At 74.7% G+C, this 19,013-nt stretch carries 17 protein-coding genes; 11 read left to right on the forward strand and 6 right to left on the reverse strand.

Annotated features, from left to right (window positions below; genetic code table 11):
* The first annotated feature begins 1 nt into the window (after position 1).
* From K353_RS02915 to K353_RS02930, 4 genes are all read left to right on the forward strand, one after another.
* On the forward strand, positions 2-883 hold the full coding sequence (locus K353_RS02915) for a hypothetical protein (protein WP_111551973.1): 882 nt from the start codon (positions 2-4) through the stop codon (positions 881-883).
* Positions 884-887: 4 nt separating this feature from the next.
* Positions 888-2,561: a condensation domain-containing protein gene (locus K353_RS02920; RefSeq protein ID WP_111551974.1), complete on the forward strand. Its 1,674-nt coding sequence runs from the start codon at positions 888-890 to the stop codon at positions 2,559-2,561.
* Positions 2,562-2,709: 148 nt separating this feature from the next.
* A complete protein-coding gene (locus K353_RS02925; RefSeq protein ID WP_111551975.1) occupies positions 2,710-3,405 on the forward strand; it encodes an MIP family channel protein in 696 nt (231 codons plus the stop codon).
* 176 nt (positions 3,406-3,581) lie between these two features.
* The gene (locus K353_RS02930) at positions 3,582-4,535 is read left to right on the forward strand and encodes a DUF5996 family protein (RefSeq protein ID WP_111551976.1); all 954 of its coding nucleotides are present in this window, start codon (positions 3,582-3,584) and stop codon (positions 4,533-4,535) included.
* Here the strand turns inward: K353_RS02930 and K353_RS02935 are convergent.
* Positions 4,529-6,073, reverse strand: coding sequence for a glycosyltransferase family 39 protein (locus K353_RS02935; RefSeq protein ID WP_233533324.1), 1,545 nt, complete (start codon positions 6,071-6,073; stop codon positions 4,529-4,531). The genes K353_RS02930 and K353_RS02935 overlap by 7 nt on opposite strands.
* A 322-nt stretch (positions 6,074-6,395) precedes the next feature.
* On the opposite strand from K353_RS02935, the gene K353_RS02940 reads away from it, so the two are divergent.
* From K353_RS02940 to K353_RS02950, 3 genes are all read left to right on the forward strand, one after another.
* Entirely contained in the window at positions 6,396-6,854 is a 459-nt protein-coding gene (locus K353_RS02940; RefSeq protein WP_111551978.1) for a hypothetical protein, read from the forward strand.
* Positions 6,855-6,980: 126 nt separating this feature from the next.
* The gene (locus tag K353_RS02945; RefSeq protein WP_100839377.1) at positions 6,981-7,397 is read left to right on the forward strand and encodes a hypothetical protein; all 417 of its coding nucleotides are present in this window, start codon (positions 6,981-6,983) and stop codon (positions 7,395-7,397) included.
* Between the two features lie 143 nt (positions 7,398-7,540).
* Positions 7,541-7,702 (forward strand): hypothetical protein, encoded by a 162-nt coding sequence (locus K353_RS02950; protein ID WP_199527967.1) that lies wholly within the window; start codon positions 7,541-7,543, stop codon positions 7,700-7,702.
* A gap of 40 nt (positions 7,703-7,742) precedes the next feature.
* Here K353_RS02950 and K353_RS02955 read toward each other — a convergent pair whose 3' ends face one another.
* Positions 7,743-9,815, reverse strand: coding sequence for a SpoIIE family protein phosphatase (locus tag K353_RS02955; protein ID WP_199527968.1), 2,073 nt, complete (start codon positions 9,813-9,815; stop codon positions 7,743-7,745).
* A gap of 237 nt (positions 9,816-10,052) precedes the next feature.
* Here K353_RS02955 and K353_RS02960 point away from each other — a divergent pair, with 237 nt between their 5' ends.
* Positions 10,053-10,508 carry a hypothetical protein gene (locus K353_RS02960; protein ID WP_111551980.1) on the forward strand — a complete coding sequence of 152 codons (456 nt, stop codon included), beginning with the start codon at positions 10,053-10,055 and terminating at the stop codon, positions 10,506-10,508.
* A 247-nt stretch (positions 10,509-10,755) separates the two neighbouring features.
* On the opposite strand, the gene K353_RS02965 is transcribed toward K353_RS02960, so the two are convergent.
* From K353_RS02965 to K353_RS02980, 4 genes are all read right to left on the reverse strand, one after another.
* Positions 10,756-10,998, reverse strand: a complete 243-nt coding sequence (locus K353_RS02965; protein WP_111551981.1) for a chaplin — start codon at positions 10,996-10,998, stop codon at positions 10,756-10,758.
* A 125-nt stretch (positions 10,999-11,123) separates the two neighbouring features.
* Positions 11,124-12,413, reverse strand: coding sequence for a hypothetical protein (locus tag K353_RS02970; RefSeq protein ID WP_233533325.1), 1,290 nt, complete (start codon positions 12,411-12,413; stop codon positions 11,124-11,126).
* 109 nt (positions 12,414-12,522) lie between these two features.
* Positions 12,523-13,968, reverse strand: coding sequence for a DUF4331 domain-containing protein (locus tag K353_RS02975; RefSeq protein ID WP_111551983.1), 1,446 nt, complete (start codon positions 13,966-13,968; stop codon positions 12,523-12,525).
* Positions 13,969-14,394: 426 nt separating this feature from the next.
* On the reverse strand, positions 14,395-16,167 hold the full coding sequence (locus K353_RS02980) for an AMP-binding protein (protein WP_111551984.1): 1,773 nt from the start codon (positions 16,165-16,167) through the stop codon (positions 14,395-14,397).
* 378 nt (positions 16,168-16,545) lie between these two features.
* Between K353_RS02980 and K353_RS02985 the strand changes: the two genes are divergently transcribed.
* From K353_RS02985 to K353_RS02995, 3 genes are all read left to right on the forward strand, one after another.
* Positions 16,546-17,385: a GDSL-type esterase/lipase family protein gene (locus K353_RS02985; RefSeq protein ID WP_158585317.1), complete on the forward strand. Its 840-nt coding sequence runs from the start codon at positions 16,546-16,548 to the stop codon at positions 17,383-17,385.
* Positions 17,386-17,573: 188 nt separating this feature from the next.
* Complete coding sequence (locus K353_RS02990; protein ID WP_233533326.1) at positions 17,574-17,984, forward strand: hypothetical protein; 411 nt, start codon at positions 17,574-17,576, stop codon at positions 17,982-17,984.
* Positions 17,985-18,135: 151 nt separating this feature from the next.
* Positions 18,136-18,975, forward strand: coding sequence for an alpha/beta fold hydrolase (locus tag K353_RS02995; protein WP_111551986.1), 840 nt, complete (start codon positions 18,136-18,138; stop codon positions 18,973-18,975).
* The last annotated feature ends 38 nt before the right edge of the window (positions 18,976-19,013 follow it).

Below are 19,013 nucleotides of genomic sequence, written 5' to 3' on the forward strand. Positions count from 1 at the left end.
CATGAGCACCCGCCACCCCGACGACGCCACCCCGCTGCCCACCGCCGCGCCCGGCGTCCAACTCCAGCCCGCCGCCTACGAGAAGCTGCTCGACGCGCTGCGCGGGTCGATCGCCCGGCTGGCCGCCGAGGAGCCCTTCGAACGCCTGGTCGTCCCGCCGGTGATCTCCCGCGCCACCATCGAGCGGGCCGGTTTCGCCGCCTCCTTCCCGCACCTGCTCGGCACCGTGCACAGCTACACCGGCAGCGCCGCCGAGTGGCGCGGGCTCGCCCCGCTGATCGCCGGGTCCGGCCCCTGGCACGCCCGGCAGGACATCTCCGACCTGGTGCTGCTGCCCGCCGCCTGCTACCCCGTCTACGCCACCCTCACCGGCCGTGACCTGCGCGAACCCGTCCGCTACAGCGTCGAGGCGCAGTGCTTCCGGCAGGAGGCCACCGCCGAGCCCGGCCGGCTGCGCAGCTTCCGGATGGCCGAACTGGTCACCGCCGGCACCCCCGCGCACTGCCAGGAGTGGCGCGAGCAGTGGCTGGGCAGGGTCGCCGACTGGCTGGAGGGGCTCGGCCTCAAGCCCGCGGTCGAACTCGCCGACGACCCGTTCTTCGGCGGCGGCCGCAAGCTCTACCAAGCCGCCCAGCGCGCCCAGGAGTTGAAGTTCGAACTGCGCGTCCCGGTGGCCGACGGCCTGCCGCAGGCGATCGCCTCCGCCAACATCCACAAGGACCACTTCGGCGAAGCCTTCGACTTCACCGCCGACGGCGGGACCGGCAACACCGCCTGCACCGCCTTCGGCCTCGACCGGATCGCCCTCGCCCTGCTGCACACCCACGGACCCCGACCCGTGGACTGGCCCCCGCATCTCGGCACCGCCCTGAACGGAGACTGACGGCATGTCAGCCGCACCATCCGGAAGCAACCCGGAGCCCACCACCCTCACCCTGCACTACCGCGCCGACGCGCCCGAGGCCGAGGGCCCGCTGACCCTCGGCCAGGACAACATGATCCGCTGCCTGCGCCACGACGAGCCCTCGCACATGAATAAGCAGGCCACCTGGTACGTCCCGCCCGGCGCCGAACTCCCCGCCTGCCTCGACGCGCTGCGCGCCCTCGCCGACCGCCACGCCGCGCTGCGCACCGTCTTCCCCGGCCCCGCCGACCGCCAGCCCGAACGCCAACGGGTGCGCGCCGAAGGCGAGTTCACCGTCCGGGTGATCGCCCTCGCGGACGGCGAGGACCCGGCCGCCCGGGCCGAGGAGTACTGCTGGGACGGGCGGCGGCGGGCGTTCGACCTGGCCGAGGAGTTCCCGCTCCGCTTCGCCCTGCTCACCCGGCACGGCCGGCCCGTCCTGCTCGCCGTGGTCATCTGCCACGCCCAACTCGACGGCGTCGCCACCGGGCTGCTGTTCCAGGAGTGGCTGACCCTGGCGGCCGGCGGCACCCTGCCCGCACCCACCGCGCCCACCCCCGTCGAGGTCGCCGCACAGGAGCACTCCTCCTCCGGACAGCGCCGCACCAAGGCCGCGCTCCGGCACTGGGAGCACATCCTGGCCGAGCAGCCCACCTCGGTGTTCGCCGACGACCGGATCGGCCCCAACGACACCCTGCTGCCCACCCTCGGCGTCCGCTCCACCGCCGGCGCCGCCGCCCTGGAACGCGCCACCGCCCGTACCGGAGCCTCCCACTCGGCCGTCCTGCTGGCCTGCTACGCCGTCCTCGCCGCCCACCGGGCCGCCCGCACCACCGTGGTGATGGCCGCGCTCTCCGCCAACCGGCACCGCCCCGGCCTCGCCGAGCACATCGGCACCCTCGCCCAGGACGCGCTGCTCGCCGTCGACACCGACTGCCCCGACCTGGACACCCTGATCGGCCGCACCCAGGCCCACGCCCTGTCCGGCTACTGGCACGCCACCTTCGACGCCGAACGGATCTGGCAGCTCATCGAGGACGTCGCCGTCCGGCGCGGCGCCCGGTTCGCCCGGCACGTCGTGGTCAACGACCTGAGCGCCACCGTCCCCGCCGAGATCGCCGCCGCCCGCCCGCTGCCGCCCGGCGAGCCCGACCTCGCCTGGTACCCCGCCGAACCCACCCCCACCCGGCTGATGCTCAACATCTGGCGCACCGCCGGCTGCCTCGAATTCACCCTGCACACCCACCCGGACGTCCTCGACCGCGAGGAGACCGAACTCTTCGCCCACGCCCTGCTCCGCCTGCTCGACCTCGCCGGGACCCGCACCGTGGCGCTCGGCCCCGGCGGCGAGATCGCCGCCCTCAGCGGCCTGCCCGCCGGCCGCCGGGAGAAGGCCCGCTGGCGGCAGGTCGGCAGCAACTGGGTCGACCTGGACGCCGTCGCCGACCTGCTGCGCACCGCCCTGCCCGGCCTGCGGGACGTCGAGGTCGACTGGACCGGCGGCGTGCTGACGGCGACGATCGGCACCGACGACCCCGCCCTCACCCCCGAACGGGCGCACGCCGCCGTGATGGCCGCCCTCCCCGGCCACGACACCGCGATGGCCCCCCACCACTACGTCCTGCCGCACGCCACCGGCACCGGACGCGACCGCTAGCACCGGCCCGGACCGGCCCCGACCCGCCCGCCGGGTTGCGGACCGGCCGGTTCCGTGCGGGGCGCTACGGATGCGCCCGCCCGCCGGCGCGCCGACCATGGATGGAGATCCCGCACCCGTCCGGAGGTGCGGGCGCAGGAGGTGAGACATGAGCAGGCGGGCAGTCATCTGTGAGTTCCTGGGCACGCTGCTACTGGTGCTCTTCGCGGTCGGCGCCGCGGTCCTGGCCGGGAAGAGCATCGGCGACCTGGGCGTGGCGCTGGCGTTCGGCTTCACCCTGCTGGCCCTGGCCTACGCGATGGGCCCGATCTCGGGCTGCCACGTCAACCCGGCGGTCACCCTCGGGTTCCTGCTGGCCCGGCGGATCGACGTCCGCACGGCCGCCGTGTACTGGGTGGCGCAGTTCGCGGGCGGCATCGCGGGCGCCGCGCTGGTCTTCTGGCTGGCCAAGACCGTCCCGGGGGTGCAGACGCACGGGAAGATGGGCAGCAACGGCTGGGGGTCGCGCTCCCAGGTCGGCATCAGCGGCGGCGGCGCGTTCCTGGCCGAGGTCCTGCTGACGTTCCTGCTGGTCTTCGTGGTCCTCGCGGTCACCCACCGGCTCGCGGTCACCGGCTTCGACGGACTGCCGATCGGCATCGCCCTGGCGACGATCCACCTGATCGGCATCCCGCTGACCGGCACCTCCGTCAACCCGGCCCGGAGCCTGGGCCCGGCCCTGTTCGCGGGCGGTCCGGCGCTCTCCCAGCTGTGGCTGTTCATCGTCGCCCCGCTGGTGGGCGGCGCCCTCGCGGCCGGCGCCCACCTCGTCACCCACCCCCAGCCCAACACCGTCGCGACCTGACGGCGCCCCCGGCCCCCCGTCGGCCCTCCCGCCACCCGGCGGGAGGGCCGGTTCCGTGCCGCACCCGGGCGGAGCAGCGCCCCCGCCCGCCCGGGCGCGTCGGACCGGGGCGGCCCGCCCCCTGCAGTGAGGATGGTCAGCGGCCCCCGACCACCCCCCTCACGCCGGAGCGCACCATGGAGCTGTTCCCGCCCCTGCCCCTGGAGTCCTGGCGGGACACCAAGGAGACACTGCACCGCTTCACCCAGGTCATCGGCAAGATCCGCCTGGCCGGCAGCCCCCGCCGCAACCACTGGTGGAACGTCCCCTTCCACCTGACCGGACGCGGCATCACCACCCGCCCCACCGGCCCCACCCGGGGCGGCGACGCGTTCACCATCGACTTCGACTTCACCGACCACCGCCTGTACGTCCGCACCCTCGACGGCGCCGAGGACTCCTTCCCGCTGGCCGGCCGCTCCGTCGCCGACTTCTACCGCGACACCCTGCGCGCCCTCGTCCACCTCGACATCGACGTGCTCCCCGACCACCCCTACCCCTACGACCTGCCCGACGCGCACCGCCCGTTCGCCGACGACCACGAGCACCGCAGCTACGACCCGGCCGCCGTCACCACCTACTGGCACATCCTCAGCCAGGTCGCCCTGCTGCTGGAGGAGTACGCCGCCGGGTACGCCGGCAAGACCAGCCCCGTCCACCACTTCTGGCACACCTTCGACCTCGCCGTCACCCGCTTCTCCGACCGCGAGATCGCCCAGCCCGCCGCCGACAGCGTCACCCGCGAGGCGTACTCCCGCGAGGTGATCAGCGCCGGGTTCTGGTTCGGCGACGCCAACGTCCCCGCCCCCGCCTTCTACTCCTACACCGCCCCCGAACCCGCCGGCCTGGACACCCGCCCGCTGCACCCCGCCGCCGCCCGCTGGACCCCGAACCGGGGCAGCCACCTCGCCCTGCTGACGTACGACGAGGTGCGCGCCGCCGAGGACCCGTGGGCCACCGCCCGGCAGTTCCTCGACTCCGCCTACCGCGCCGGGGCCGACCTGGCCGGCTGGGGACGCGCCCGCGAGTGCCCCGGCGGGATCACCGACACCGCACTGCGCACGCCGCCCGACGGGGCCGAGCGTCAGTAGAAGTGCCGCAGCCGGGGCCACAGCCGCGACCACGGGGCCACCGTCCCCGCGCAGAGCAGCACCGGCGCGTGCTGCTCCTCGTTCGCCACACCCCGGCCGTTGTCCACCTCGGCGACCCGCCGGCACCCGGTGAAGGCCCGCTCGACCTCCGGGTACGGCGCCGGGTGGACCACCAGCACGGGGCCGGTCGCGGAGTCCGGCGGCGGGCCCCAGTCGTAGAAGGACATGTGGCCCGAGTACACGGCGGGCAGGCCGTAGCCGCCCCCGTAGCGCACCAGCGCCCCCGCCTCGCCGTAGTCGGCGGCGAACACCACCGCCCGCCCGCGCTGCTCCGGCGGGACCCGCGCCCACCCCGCGGCGACCGCCGCCGTCAGCTCGGGCCAGCCCACCTGCTCGGCCGACTCCGGGTAGAGCCAGGAGACGGCCGACAGCCGGTCGGCGGGCAGCACCGGCAGCGTGATCAGCGAGTTGAGCAGCGCGGCCACCAACAGCAGCCCCACCGTCCGGACCCGGTCGCGCCGCGTCCCGCCTCCGGGCCCGCCTCCGCGCCCGTCCCCGCCGTCCTCCGGCGGGCGTCCCCACAGCCGCTCCGCGAACGGACCGCACCCGGCCGCCAGCACCAGTAGCAGCGGCGGCAGCGCGTAGTACGGCTTGCCGCCGAGGGCCAGCACCAGCCCGCACAGCGCCAGGTACGCGTACCCCCACGGCCTGGCCCAGCGCACCCGTAGGTCCTCGCGCAGCCGGCGGAACCCGGCCAGCCAGATCGGGACCAGCACGGGGGAGAGGTAGGCCAGCTGCATCGGGACGAAGGTCAACCGGCTGGTCAGCCCGTCCTGGCCGCTGATCCCCGAGGCGACGGTGAGCTGCGGCCAGCCGTGCACCGCCTGCCAGGACAGGTTCGGCGCCGCCACCAGCAGCGCCAGCAGCGCCCCCGCCGGCAGCCACCAGCCGCGCAGCACCGCCCGCGGGCCGGGAGCGGTGCCGCCACCGGGGCCGCAACAGGCGATGGCGGGCAGCAGGACGAGCGCGAGCAGCAGCACCAGGTCCTTGTTCAGCAGGGCGACTCCGGCCGCCGCGCCGATCGCCAACCACCAGCGGCGCTCCCCGGTGCGCAGCAGGCGCAGCACCAGGACGCCGAGCAGCGTCCAGACGAACAGGTCGAAGCTCGCCGTGCTCAGCACGTGCCCGAGGGCCAGCACCATCGCGGAGACCGCCGCCCCCGCCGCCGCCAACACCTGACCGGCCCGGCGCGCCCCCAACTCCCGTGCGGCGAAGGCCGTCAGCACGATCGTCGCCGCGCACAGCAGCACCGCGACCATCCGCAGCCCGGCCGGGCCGTCGCCGAACACCGCCGTGGACAGCCGGGCCAACAGCGGTGTCAGCGGCGGCTGGTCGACGTACCCCCAGGCCAAGTGCCGCCCCGCCGCCAGGAAGTACAACTCGTCCCGGTGGAACCCGTACCGCCCGGCCAGCGCCGCCTGCACCGCCGCGACCGCGCCCGCGACCCCGAGCACCGGACCGACCGCGAAGCGCGCCAAGCCCGTTGCGCCCTCCCCCGGCTGTCCCGAGCCGTCGGCCGGAGCCGACCCGTTCCCCCGCGCACCCATGCCGCGAGCCTGGCAGAACGGACCCGGCCCGCCCACCCGGGAGAACCCGGAGACCGCCCCGGGAAAACCCTGATGATCGGGAACCCGGCGCGGGTCCCGGACGGACCGACGCCGGGAAGGGCCGTCCGCAGCGGTCCCCGGAACCCCGGCCGGCCGTGCGGGGACCGCGCGCGATACGGCGGCGTTACGCGGCTGCGCCAGCATGGTCGGCGTTCGATCGATCGTCAGTGATCCACCTCAGACAGGGTTCCGTATGCACGTCCTCCGCCGAGTCCTCGCCGTGGTCGCCAGTACGGCGCTGCTCGCCGGCGTCAGCCTGTTCGCGTCCTCCGCCGCGCAGGCCGCCACCTCCTGCTCCGGCACCGTCACGTACGACCAGACCGTCTCGCGCGACGGCAGCGCCATCGGCGAGTTGGTCATCTACTACAACAGCAGCAACGGCGGCACCAACAGCGCCTGCTTCTACCACCGTGGAGCGTCCTACGGCGTCGCGGCGACGACCAGCGTCGAGATCTACCGGTGCCTCCAGAAGTCCGGTACGGGCGGAGGCTGCACCGTCGACGTCTCGTCGCGCGTCGACAAGGGGTCGTACGCGTACAACGCCGGACCGGTCGGCGTGACCGGCACGGCGAACTACTGCGTCTACGCCTACGGCTACGTCGACTGGGCCGGCCACGAGTACTCCGTGTCGAGCGGGACCCGGGGCTGCTGAACCCACGGCCCGCTCCCGGCGGGCCTGAGCCCACGGCCCGCTCCCGGCGGACCGACCGGAGCCCGACAGATCCGCATTTCCAACCGTGCCGAACCGCTGGATGTTCGGCGCAAGAGAGGTACATCCGTGCGCAAGAAGATCGTCTCCGTCCTCGGTGCCCTCGCGATGGCCGGAGCCGCCACCGTGATGACCGCGCCCCAGGCCTCGGCCCTCACCGCCTCGCCGACCGAGGTCTGCGGTCCCGGTTACAAGGTCGTCGACTCCGAACAGCTCATCAACCGCACCGTGTGGGTCTACCTGACCTACAACAGCTCCAACGGCTACAACTGCGTGGTCACCATCCGCGGGAACGGAGGCGACCCGGTGCACATGTCGGCCGACCTCACGGTCCAGGGCGGCACCCAGAAGACCGACACCGGCTACTACGGGTCCTACGCCGGCCCGGTCTACGCCTACGCCGCGGGCAAGTGCGTCAAGTGGGGCGGCTGGTTCAGCGACTTCGACCAGAGCGCGTACGAGAGCCCCTGGAGCCACTGCGGCTGACCCGCCGACGCGGCAGCCGACGCGGCAGCCCCGCTCACCGGACCCGGTCCCCGCCCCCACAGCGGCCCGGCCCGGTGGCGGGGCTCCGGCCCGTGCCCGCCGCCACCCCCTCCTCCGGGCCGCGTGGGGCGGGCGATCACCTGATGGCCGACCTCTGCGCGAGCAACGACAAGCTGCGCGCCCGCAGCCGCCGGATCACCGCCCTCGCCACCGGGGCCGAACCCGCCGCCGTGGACGCCGCGTTGGCCGCCACCGGCGGACGGCTCCGCGCGGCCCTGCGCGCGGCACTGGACCGGCCGCACTGAACGGACGCCACCGCACCGGCGTCCCGACACTGACGTGCCGTCAGATTTCCTGCTCCGCCCAGATGGTCTTGCCGCGCGGAGTGTGCCGGGTGCCCCAGTTGCGGCACAGCTGCGCCACCAGCAGCAGGCCGCGTCCGCCCTCGTCGTCGTTGTGGGCCCGGCGCAGGTGCGGGGCGGTGCTGCTGCCGTCGGAGACCTCGCAGAGCAGCATGGAGCCGTCCCGGATCAACCGCAGCCCGATCGGGGGCAGGCCGTAGCGGACGGCGTTGGTGATCAGCTCGCTGACCACCAACTCGGTGACGAAGGACGCCTCTTCGAGCCCCCACTCGGCGAGCTTCGCGGCCGCCGCCTTCCGGGCCCGGGCCACCTCGGACGGGTCGCGGCGCAGCGGCCACTCGGCCACGTCCTGGGTGTGCAGGGCCCGGGTGCGGGCCAGCAGCAGGGCGACGTCGTCGGTCGGGGCGTCCGGGCCGAGCGTGGTGGACAGCACCTGGTCGCACAGGTCCTCCAGCGAGTCGGCCCGGGCGGTGAGGGCCGAGCCGAGCCGGTCGAGACCGAGCCCGGGATCGCCGTGCAGCTCGGAGGCGCGCAGCAGACCGTCGGTGTACAGCGCCAGCACGCTCCCCTCCGGGACCTCCAACTCGACTGCCTCGAAGGGGAGTCCGCCCAGGCCGAGCGGCGGCCCCGGCGGCAGCTCGGGGAAGGTCACGGTGTTGTCCGGGCCGACCAGGGCCGGCCCGGGGTGCCCGGCCCGGGCCAGCGAACAGGACCGGGCCACCGGGTCGTACACCGCGTACAGGCAGCTGGCGCCGACGCTGCCGCCCGCCCAGGCGGTGCCGCCCTCCGGCTGCTCGTCCAGGTCCACCCGGAGCACCAGGTCGTCCAGGTGGGTGAGGAGTTCGTCCGGCGGCATGTCGATGTCGGCCAGGGTGCGCACCGCCGTCCGCAGCCGCCCCATCGCGGCGGAGGCGGGCACGCCGTGGCCGACCACGTCGCCCACCACCAGGGCCACCCGGGCGCCGGACAGCGGGATCACGTCGAACCAGTCGCCGCCGACGCCCTCCCGCCCGCCCGCCGGGAGGTACCGGAAGGCGACCTCGACCGCGGCCTGCCGGGGCGTCCGGCTGGGCAGTAGGGAACGCTGCAACGCCAGTGCGGTGTCGCGCTGTTGGGTGTACTGGCGGGCGTTGTCGACGGAGAGCGCGGCGCGCGACGTCAGCTCGGTGGCCAGCAGCAGGTCGTCCTCGTCGAACGGCTCGGGCGAGCGGTGCCGCAGGAAGATCGCCACGCCCAGCGTCACCCCGCGGGCGGTCAGCGGCGCGATCAGTCCGGAGTGGATGCCGAACTCCTCGGCCAGCCGCTCCCGTTCGGGCTCCTGGGCGATCCAGGACCGGAGCTCCGGATCGCGGTAGTCGACGGAGACGGGCCGGCCCGAGGCGAGCACCCGGGCCATCGGGGAGTCCGGGGCGATCACGTCCCCGGCACCGGACACGACCGTGGACTCCGGACAGCCCGGCAGCACCGACTGCTGCGCCACCCGGTAGAAGACCAGCCCCGCGCCCGACGGCGGGCCGCCGCCGAACACCGAATCGAGCAGGTCGACCGCCACGAAATCGGCGAACGAACCGGTCGCCACCTCCGCCAACTCCTGCGCGGTGCGGTCCACTTCGAGGGTCGATCCGATCCGCAGACCGGCCTCCCCGAGCAGCGCCAGACGGTGCCGGGCCCGCTCCTCGGAGGACCCGGACAGCACCGAGGGCACCGCCGCCGGCCGCGCGGCGGCCCCCGGGGTCAACGGCTGCAACGCCTGGGCCGACACCACCCAGGTCCGCTCCCCGCGCGCCGTCCGCACCGGCACCACCCCCAGCTCGACCGCCACCGGCTCGTCCTCGGCCCGGTCCAACCGCACCATCCCGGTGAACGGCTCGTGCCGGACCGCCGCCCGCAGCAGGGCGACCGGCACCCCACCCGCCAACAGCCCCACCGCGCTCCGCCCGAGCGCCTGCCCCGTCCCGAACCCGGTCAGCCGCTCGGCCGCCGCCGACCAGCCCGTCACCACCCCGCCGCCGTCGACCGTCGCGGTCGCCGCCCGGCCGGTCACCCGAGTCGCCATGTCCGTCGATCCCCCTTGGAAGCAGCAACCGCCAGGCCGTCCCGCCCAGCATCGCGGCCCGACGTGACCGCCCCAACACGCCACGCCGGAAGACCCCGCCACTTGCCGCCCGCCCCCGACCGGCACTACCCGAGGGGCACTTCCCCGCCGGGCACCGTACTGACGGGATGTCAGAGCACCCTGACAGGATTCAGCCCGACAGCCCGACCACCACCACCCCGGACGAAGGACGTGCCCATGCCCCTGTCGCAACACCGGCGTTCGCTCCGCCGCGGGGCGTTCGCCCTGCTCCCCGCCGTCCTGCTGGCCACCGTCCTGGCGGCCTGCTCCTCCGACGGGGGAGACACGATGGCGAGTTGGTCGAAGGACGGCGGCAAGGAGCAGACCCGGGTGATCGGCGAGGACCTCAAGGTCCTGCTCAACGCCAACGGCACCCCGGCCGACAACACCAGGCACTGCCAACAGGTCCTCGACGACATCAAGAAGGCCCGGGACCACCGGGCCATCCCGGACGCGACCGCCCGGACCTACTGGCAGCAGGCCCTCGACCAGATGGAGACCGCCGCCACCGACTGCACCCGGAACACCGACGCGCTCACCGGCGGCGCCAAGCTCAGCGAGGTCATCCCGGCCCAGGAGTCGTACCACCTGCTGGTCGGCCGGATCGCGGACCTCGCCGACGGCAAACCCTGATCCCCGACCCGCCCCGTCCTGTCGGGGACCCGGGGCACGGGGCGCGGTCGCGGGCGCGGGCACGGGGCGGGGACACCGGGCACGGGTACGGACCCGGGGCGGCGGCCGTCAGCGGGAACGGCGCCGACCCGGAGCCGGTTTCCCGGCCCGGGTCGGCCTCCCGATCTCCCGGCCTCCTGACCCCCCGGTCTCCCGGTTCCCAGGTCTCCCGGCTTATCGGCCTATCGGTCTATCGACAAGGGCTGGGTCAGCCGATGTTGGCGCAGGAGTTGCCGAACGCCGGGTTCAGCGCGCCGATCAGGCTGATGCTGTTGCCGCACAGGTTGACCGGGATGTGCACGGGGATCTGGATCACGTTGCCGGAGAGGACGCCGGGCGAGCCGGCGGCCACGCCCTCGGCGCCGGCGGACGCCGAGGCCGCGCCGGCGGTGCCGAGCACCGCGGTGGCGGCCAGCGCGACGACGGCGAAGTACGTGCGGGTACGGGACATGTCTGCTCCTTGGTTTCGGTCGGGTGCCGTCCCGGACGGGGCGACACCGGTCATTCGGGGTGCTCGTGCCGGCGGCGTGGCCGAGGGGCGGTGATTCACCCGGTCGGATGCGTTCCGGCACAAGATCAGGGGGTGAGCGCCGCCAGGTCCGAGCGGGCCAGGGGCGCCTGGAGCGGGTCGAACCGCGGGTCGGTGGCCAGGGCCCCGGCGAGGTCGGCGCGGGCCCGGTCGGTGCGGCCCAGGGCGCGTTCGATCTCGCCGCGGTGGTAGCGGAAGAGGGCGTTGTGCCAGCCGTGGGCGAGGGCGAGGTCGGCGTAGCCGAGCGCCTCGCGGTCGGCGCCGGTGCGGTGCAGGGCCCAGGCGAGGGCGTCGGCGACCAGTACGTGGTGGCGCCGGTCCCATTCGGCGCGCAGCAGCCGGACGGCGGTGGCCGGGTCGCCGTGGTCGGCCTCGAACTGGCCGAGCGTCAGGTCGTCGACGACGCCGCCCGCGGCGGCGAGGTCGGCTTCGGCGCGCAGCAGCCGGTACTGCTCGGCGGCCTGTTCGGGGTGGCCGAGGGACTCGTGGAGTTCGCCGAGTTCGAGCAGGTACTGGGGCAGCGGCACCGCGGTGGCGGCCTGCGCGTAGTGGGCGAGCGCGTCGTCGGTGCGGCCGAGGGCGGCTTCGGCGCGGGCCTGTCCGGCGAGGGCGGCGGTGTACGTCGGGTCGGCGGCCAGGGCGCGGCGGTAGCCGTCCAGGGCGGCCTCGGTGCGGCCGGCGTTGCGGTCGAGTTCGGCGAGCTGGTGGAGGCAGAACGCCTGGTCGCCGGGGTCGTAGGCGCCGTCGAGGGCGCGGCGCAGGGCGTCGGCGGCGTCCTCGGGCCGGCCGTGCTGTTCGAGGTCGTAGGCGGCGCGGGTGAAGGACGCGGTGCCGGGGTGCAGGTCGAGCAGGTGCTGGGCGGCCTCGGTGGCGCCGGTGTCGTCGCCGAGCTGGGTGCGGGCGTCGGTGAGGACCGCCCACGCCTGCCAGTGCAGCGGGGCGCCGTCCAGGGCCTGCCGGGCGTGGTCGGCGGCGTCGGCGAACAGGTGGCGGGCGTTGGCGAGGGCGCCGAGGCCGGTGAGCGCGTCGGTGTTGCCGGTGGAGGCGAGGGCGAGCGAGCGGTGCAGTGCCTCGTCGGCCTTCGGGTAGTAGGAGGCGTCGGCGGTCAGCCGGGCCTGCTCGACGTACTCGCCGCCGAGCCGGGCCCAGGCCGCCGCGTCGTCGGGGCGGGCGCGCAGGTGCCGCTGGTCGGCGCCGATCGCGGCGGCGAGCGCGCCGCCCGCCGGCGGTGCGGCCGGGTGCGCGGGTGCGGCCTGCGCGGCGGTGGCCGACCGCGGCGGGTCGGTCAGGCCGCCGGCCGCGGCGAGACCGCCGCACACCAGGGCGGTGGCTAACACAAGGGGGAGACGGCGCACGGGAGTTCGGTCCTCGATCGGCGGCGTGGTCGACGGTGTGGTCGGTGGAGCGGCCGGCGGCGGCCCCGGCCCGGGGCCGCCGCGCGGGCGGTCACTTCTGGTTGACGGCCTTGTCGTACGGCAGGGCGAGGTACGGGAAGGTCGCGGCGAACGGCCGGTCGGGCCCGTTGACCTTGTCGCCGGCGGCCAGGGCCTGGACGAACGTGCCGGGGGTGGCGCCCTCGACGACCTGGAGGGCGATGTCGACGACGTCGTCGCCGAGGCGGCGGCCGTTGGGGAAGCCCTGGAAGTCGCCGTTCAGGACGCCGAGGCGGTCCGGCTTCGGCGTCACCGGGGTGGTCAGGTTCAGCCGCAGCTCCTCGGCGGGGACGAACCGGTTCGGGTCGATGTCCTGGTTCATCAGCTGCGAGTTGAGGTCGACGGCGAGCGGCCCGTCCGCGGCCTTGGCGATGCCGGTCAGGAAGATCTCCTGGAGGTCGGTGCGCGGCGCGGCGGGCGCGGGCAGGCCGTAGATCGCCTGGACGAGCTTGGGCACCTCGGGGTCGAGGACCTTGGCCACCACGGCGGGCTGGTTGTGGTCCTCGGACGGGGGCAGCGCGTTGAAGGCGTCCTTGAGCCCGGCCGGGACGACGACCTCGTTGACCAGCGGGTTGCCCAGCCGCGAGACCTGGACGTACGGGCCGACCGGGTCGGACTTGCCCGGGCTGAGCTTCATGCTCTGCTTCTCGGTGCTCGACCAGACGCCGACGACCGGGTTGCGGGCCGGGTCGCCCTTGTAGGCGAGGCGGCTCTTGGGGATCTGCAGCGCCACGGAGTTGACGTTGTACCCGGCCAGGGTGTTCTGGCCGACCTCGGAGAGGTCCCCGCCGTACAGCAGGTCGAAGACCCGCAGGTCGAGGAAGAACGGGTCGGCGGCCTGGGTGGCCACCGTCTGCCCGCCGCCCGGGAGTTGGACGGTGGCCTGCTGCCGCAGCCGCCCGTAGTCGGGCATCGAGGCCCGGCCGGTGTCGGACGGGGCCGCCTGGCCGTGCTCGACCAGCGTCACCGGGGCGCAGTTCGGGTGCAGTTCCTGGAGCGTGTAGTACTGGCGGAAGCGCAGCGTGTCGTCGCCGAGGTTGTTCACCGGCCCCTTGTCGTAGAGGAAGGTGTCGGTGCCGCGCAGGTCCTCGGTGTGGAAGGTCCACCGGTAGGTGACGTCCGGCTGCCCGGTGCCCTGCGAGTCGATGTTGATGTCGTAGTGCGCGCCGTCGGCCCACGGGTAGAAGTTCGGGCCGCCGTTGGGCTCCTGGAACGGGAGCCAGTTGGCGATCAGCGTGACCGTGTCCGGGTTGTCCGGGCTGGTGAAGGCGTACACGTCGGTGTTGTCGACCTGCGGGTCGGCGGCGATCAGCGGAGCCTCGCGGTGGCTGGACGCCGAGGAGGTGCCGGCGCCGGTGCCGAGCAGGGCGGTGCCCGCCATGCCGAGGGCGAGCGCGGTGAGGACCGCGGCTCCTCGGGCGGCGGAGTTGCGACCCGTGGATCGACGAAGAAGGCTCATCAAGGAGTCTCCGGTTTCCGGTTCGGGGACGGTCGTCCGCATCCGTACCGGATGCGGGCCGTGGGGATGTCGTGCGGCGGGTCGGCCGACACGTACTGTCCTCCGCCGCCGCCCCCGGTTCGTCCCGACCCGGCTTCCGGCGTGCCCCGATCACCCTCGCGGCCCAGCCCCCTCACCCGTCCGGCCGCACCGCCCGGCCCCGCCCACCCCGACGGCGGCCCCGCCCCTCCCCGCTCCGGACCCGCTGGCCCCTGACCAGGACCGGCGCCCCCACATTGGGCCGATCGGGTGAATCTCCGGGACCGGCACCAAGCCGACGGCCCCCGCCCCACGAAGGACAGGTGTGCGCGGAGCCAGGGTCGGCCACCGCGTACGTCGCGGGGACGGGACTCCTCGGCTGGCACCACGAGTCCCGTCCCCCTCGGCTCAGGCGTCCTTGAGGCCGGGGAAGTCCTCCTCCCAGAACTCGCGCTCGCCGCGGGCCGGGGCGGCGTCGGGCTGCTCGGCGGCGGCGTGCCGGGCCTCTTCGAGGTGGCGCAGTTCGATGCGGCGGATCTTGCCGGAGATGGTCTTGGGGAGGTCGGCGAACTCCAGGCGGCGGATGCGCTTGTAGGGGGCGAGCCGCTTGCGGGTGAAGGCGAGGACGGACCGGGCGGTCTCGGCGTCGGGTTCGTGGCCGGGGGCCAGGATGACGTACGCCTTGGGCACCGAGAGCCGCAGCGGGTCGGGGGAGGGGACGACCGCGGCCTCGGCCACCGCCGGGTGCTCGATCAGCACGCTCTCCAGTTCGAACGGCGACAGCCGGTAGTCGCTGCTCTTGAAGACGTCGTCGGCCCGCCCGACGAAGGTGTAGTAGCCGTCCGTGTCGCGTTGCGCGACGTCGCCGGTGTGGTAGCGGCCGCCGGCCGTGGACCGGGCGTGCCGCTCCGGGTCGTCCTGGTAGCCCGTCATCAGGCCGAGCGGCGCGGAGGCCAGCGGCAGGCAGAGTTCGCCGTCGACGCCCTCGCCGGTAATCTCCTCGCCGGTGACCGGGTCGACCAGGACGACCTGGTAGCCGGGCAGCGGGCGGCCCATCGAGCCGGGCTTGACCGGCTGCCCCGGGGTGTTGCCGATCTGCGCGGTGGTCTCGGTCTGCCCGTAGCCGTCGCGCAGGGCGACGCCCCAGGCGCGTTCGATCCGCTCGACCACCTCGGGGTTGAGCGGTTCGCCCGCGCCGACGAGTTCGCGCAGCGGCGGCTGCCACTGCCGCAGGTCCTCCAGCAGCAGCATCCGCCACACGGTGGGCGGCGCGCAGAACGAGGTGACCCGGTGGCGGACGAGGGCGTCGAGCAGGGGGCGGGCGGAGAAGCGGGGCTGGTTGACGATCAGGATCTCCGCGCCGGCGTTCCACGGGGCGAAGAAGTTGCTCCAGGCGTGCTTGGCCCAGCCGGGCGAGGAGACGTTCAGGTGGACGTCGCCGGGGCGCAGGCCGATCCAGTACATCGTCGACAGGTGTCCCACCGGGTAGGAGCGGTGGGTGTGCTGGACCAGTTTGGGGCTGCTGGTGGTACCGGAGGTGAAGTACAGCAGCAGCGGGTCCTCGGCCCGGGTCGGCCCGTCGGGGGCGAAGCCGCCGTCGAAGCCGGCGGCCTCGGCGTAGTCCAGCCAGCCGGGGACGGGCGCGCCGACCGCGATCCTGGTGCGCTCGCCGTCCTGTTCGGCGAAGCCCCCGGTGAGCGCGGACTCGGCGATTACGTGCCGCACCCGGCCGCGGGAGAGCCGGCCGGCGAGGTCGTCCGGGGTCAGCAGGGTGCTGGCCGGGATGACCACCGCGCCCAGCTTGATCGCCGCGAGCATCACCTCCCACAGCGCCACCTGGTTGCCCAGCAGCAGCAGGACGCGGTCCCCGCGTGCCACGCCCTGCTCGCGCAGCCAGCCCGCGGTGCGGTCCGAGCGCTCGCTCAGCTCGGCGAAGCTCAGCGCGCTCTCGCCCAGCGGCGCCCCGTCCGCGTCCAGGTCGACCACTCGCAGCGCGACCGCCCCGTTGCCCTCCGCCAGGACGTCGAACCAGTCCAGCGCCCAGTTGAAGTGCTCGCCCGCCGGGCGCGGGAAGCCGCGGGCGGCGTCCAGGTCGTCGCGGGTGCTCAGCAGGTGGTCCCGCGCAGCGCGGAAGTCGAGGTGAGCGGCGGAATCCCGTCGAGCGGCCGTGTCCGGTGCCATCTGTCCGTCCCTGCGTGTCCCGGCCCCGGCCGCCGCCTCGTTGCCCGGCCGCGGGCATACCGGCACGCTGCCAGCTCCTGTGATCATCGGTCAAGGGCGGCACGGAACCGAGGAGCCGGGCCCCGGAGGCCGGCTCCCGTCGTCCGCGCAGGTCAGGCGGCTGTCTCCGGGCGGAACGACGGGACCCCGGGGGTGTCCGTCCCACCTGGCGACCCGAGCCGGTGAGGACGGCCCCGGAGCGGGTGACGTCTTGGGTGGTGGCGCGGGTTCACTCGTTGGGTTGGTCGGTGGCCGTTCCGGGCCCGTCCGGTCGGTGGCGGTCCGACGATGGCGACAGCCCCGCTCCTCGCGGGCCGGTCCGACCGAAGGAGTTGTGCCGTGGCAGTCGTCGACTACGACACCCCCGCGTCCGTGCAGGTCTCCCTGATGATCGTGGGGGACTCGATCAGCCACGGCAGCAGCGGGGACTGGACCTGGCGCTACCGGCTCTGGAAGCACCTGCGCGCGTGCGGGGTCGAGGTCGACTTCGTCGGGCCGTACAAGACCCTGGACAACATCCGCACCGAGGAGACCGGCGACGGCGACGACACCTACGCCGACGCGGCCTTCGACAAGGACCACGCCGCCAAGTGGGGCCAGCCCTACGTGGTGGCCAAGACCCTGGTCCGGGAGCAGGTCGCCGCCCACCGGCCCGACTTCGTGCTCGTCCTGCTCGGCATCAACGACATCGTCTGGTACGACGCCACCCCGGACGAACTCGAAGCCCACCTGCGGGAGTTCATCGCCAACGCCCGGGCCGGGCACCACGCGGTGCGCCTCGTCCTGGGCACCGTCCTGGAGACCGCCAGGGCCACCGCCGACTTCGCCTTCGCCCGGCGGGTCGCCAAGTGCAACGACCGCATCCGCGCCGTCGCCGCCGAACTGCGCCGCCCCCTCTCCCCGGTCGAAGTCGCGGACACCGCCGTCGAGTTCACCGCGGCCGAACACACCTGGGACGACACCCACCCCAACCCCAACGGCGAGATCCGGATCGCGGCCGCGTTCGCCGACGTCCTCGCCCACCGCTTCCACCTCGGCACGCCCTTCCCCCGCCCCTACCCGGTCTTCGACACCATCCGCCCCGAGGCCAAGGCCCCGGTCCACGTCGACACCGCCCACGACGCCGGACTCACCGGACTCACCGGACACGACGACCCGCGCGGGGCCCGAGCCCTGTAGGGAGGACGAAACGCCCGGGCCCCGGGTCCGCGCCACGGTGGGCGAACCGTTCCGCTCCCGGCCGGTCCGGGAGGCGGGGCGCTGTCCGGCGGCCGGGTGACCGGTCCGGCCGGCCGGTGTCGGCGGGGCGGGAGTGGGCAGCCGCCGGACGTGGTGTCCGTTCCGGGGTCGCGACGAGGGAGTTGTCCATGGGTGTGCGGGAAACGGGCCGGGAGAGCGGCGGGGGCGGCGACCGGGCGCCGGACCGGGCCACGGTGGAGGCGCTGGGCCTGCTGTCGGAGGCGTTCGAGACGACGCAGCGGGCGCGCGGGCGGCTGTACGACTTCCACCAGCTGACCGGCGGCGCCGACCGGCTGCTGGGCGAGGCGGTGCGGGCGCTGCGGGCGGCGGGCCACCACGAGCAGGCGGACCTGGTCGAGCGCGAGGTGCAGGGGGCCGACGTGCTGCCCGGGATGTGGACCTTCGAGGTGGTCGAGGCGTACGAGGACGGCTACCACCGGCGCTTCGCGGAGGTGGAGGAGCGGGTGCGCCGGGCGCTCGCCGGGGGACGGCGGCACCTGGCGGAGGCGGAGATGAAACGCCGCCGCCGCACGACCTGAGCGGGCGGCCGGCGGCCGGTGTGTGGGAGCCGGCGCGCGGGAGCCGCCGGGCGGTCCCGTTCGGGGGAACGGACGGCGGCGGGCGCGTCGGACGGCGGAGCGCGGGTAGTCGCGGTTACCCCACCGCGTCCAGCTCCAGGAGGAAGCACCCATGTCCGAGGTCACCGCCCACCACGGGCTGTTCCGCGACACCGCGCTGCATGTGGACGACACCGGCGGCCCGGGCCGCCCGGTCGTCCTGATCCACGGCTGGCCGCTGTCGGGCGAGTCGTGGAAGTACCAGGTGCCGGCCCTCGCCGAGGCCGGGTACCGCGTCGTCACCTACGACCGCCGCGGATTCGGCCGCAGCGACAAGCCCTTCCTGGGCTACACGTACGACACCCTGGCCGACGACCTGAACGCCCTGCTCACCGAGCTGGACCTGCGCGACGTCACGCTGGTCGGCTTCTCGATGGGCGGCGGCGAGGTCGCGCGCTACGTCTCCTCGTACGGCACGGAGCGGCTGCGCGGCGCCGTGCTCGCCTCCGCCGTGACGCCCTTCATGCTGCGGACCCGCGACAACCCGCAGGGCCCGCTGACCGAGGAGGCGGCGGCCCAGATGGCCGCTTCGCTCGCCGAGGACCAGGACGCCTTCTACGACGGGTTCATGCGGGAGTTCTTCTCCGCGGACGGCGAGCTGAAGGTCACCGAGGAGCAGCTCCGCGAGGCCCGCGCCCTGTGCGACCAGGCGGACAAGAAGGCCGCCCTGGAGTGCATGACGATCTTCGGCGCCACCGACTTCCGCGCCGACCTGGAGAAGTTCGGGCCGCTGCCGACCCTGGTGCTGCACGGCGACAGCGACGCCACCGTCCCGTTCGAGGGCTCCGGTGCCCGCACCCGGGCGGCGCTGCCCGGCAGCCGGGTCCACCTGGTCCCGGGCGGCCCGCACGGCGTCAACGTGAGCCACGCCGCCGAGTGGAACCGGGCGCTGCTGGAGTTCCTGGCCCGCTGAGGCCCACGCCCCCGCGCGCGCCGTCCCCGGCGGGGGCG

The sequence above is a fragment of the Kitasatospora sp. SolWspMP-SS2h genome, from assembly GCF_003259315.1.
GTDB lineage: Bacteria > Actinomycetota > Actinomycetes > Streptomycetales > Streptomycetaceae > Kitasatospora > Kitasatospora fiedleri.

Bases quoted from the DNA above. Each gene is read 5' to 3' on its own strand.
- K353_RS02940 (WP_111551978.1), top strand. From the start codon at position 6,396: ATGCACGTCCTCCGCCGAGTCCTCGCCGTGGTCGCCAGTACGGCGCTG.
- K353_RS02925 (WP_111551975.1), top strand. From the start codon at position 2,710: ATGAGCAGGCGGGCAGTCATCTGTGAGTTCCTGGGCACGCTGCTACTG.
- K353_RS02955 (WP_199527968.1), bottom strand. From the start codon at position 9,815: ATGGCGACTCGGGTGACCGGCCGGGCGGCGACCGCGACGGTCGACGGC.
- K353_RS02990 (WP_233533326.1), top strand. From the start codon at position 17,574: ATGGGTGTGCGGGAAACGGGCCGGGAGAGCGGCGGGGGCGGCGACCGG.
- K353_RS02960 (WP_111551980.1), top strand. From the start codon at position 10,053: ATGCCCCTGTCGCAACACCGGCGTTCGCTCCGCCGCGGGGCGTTCGCC.
- K353_RS02920 (WP_111551974.1), top strand. From the start codon at position 888: ATGTCAGCCGCACCATCCGGAAGCAACCCGGAGCCCACCACCCTCACC.
- K353_RS02930 (WP_111551976.1), top strand. From the start codon at position 3,582: ATGGAGCTGTTCCCGCCCCTGCCCCTGGAGTCCTGGCGGGACACCAAG.
- K353_RS02965 (WP_111551981.1), bottom strand. From the start codon at position 10,998: ATGTCCCGTACCCGCACGTACTTCGCCGTCGTCGCGCTGGCCGCCACC.
- K353_RS02980 (WP_111551984.1), bottom strand. From the start codon at position 16,167: ATGGCACCGGACACGGCCGCTCGACGGGATTCCGCCGCTCACCTCGAC.
- K353_RS02975 (WP_111551983.1), bottom strand. From the start codon at position 13,968: ATGAGCCTTCTTCGTCGATCCACGGGTCGCAACTCCGCCGCCCGAGGA.
- K353_RS02950 (WP_199527967.1), top strand. From the start codon at position 7,541: ATGGCCGACCTCTGCGCGAGCAACGACAAGCTGCGCGCCCGCAGCCGC.
- K353_RS02915 (WP_111551973.1), top strand. From the start codon at position 2: ATGAGCACCCGCCACCCCGACGACGCCACCCCGCTGCCCACCGCCGCG.
- K353_RS02995 (WP_111551986.1), top strand. From the start codon at position 18,136: ATGTCCGAGGTCACCGCCCACCACGGGCTGTTCCGCGACACCGCGCTG.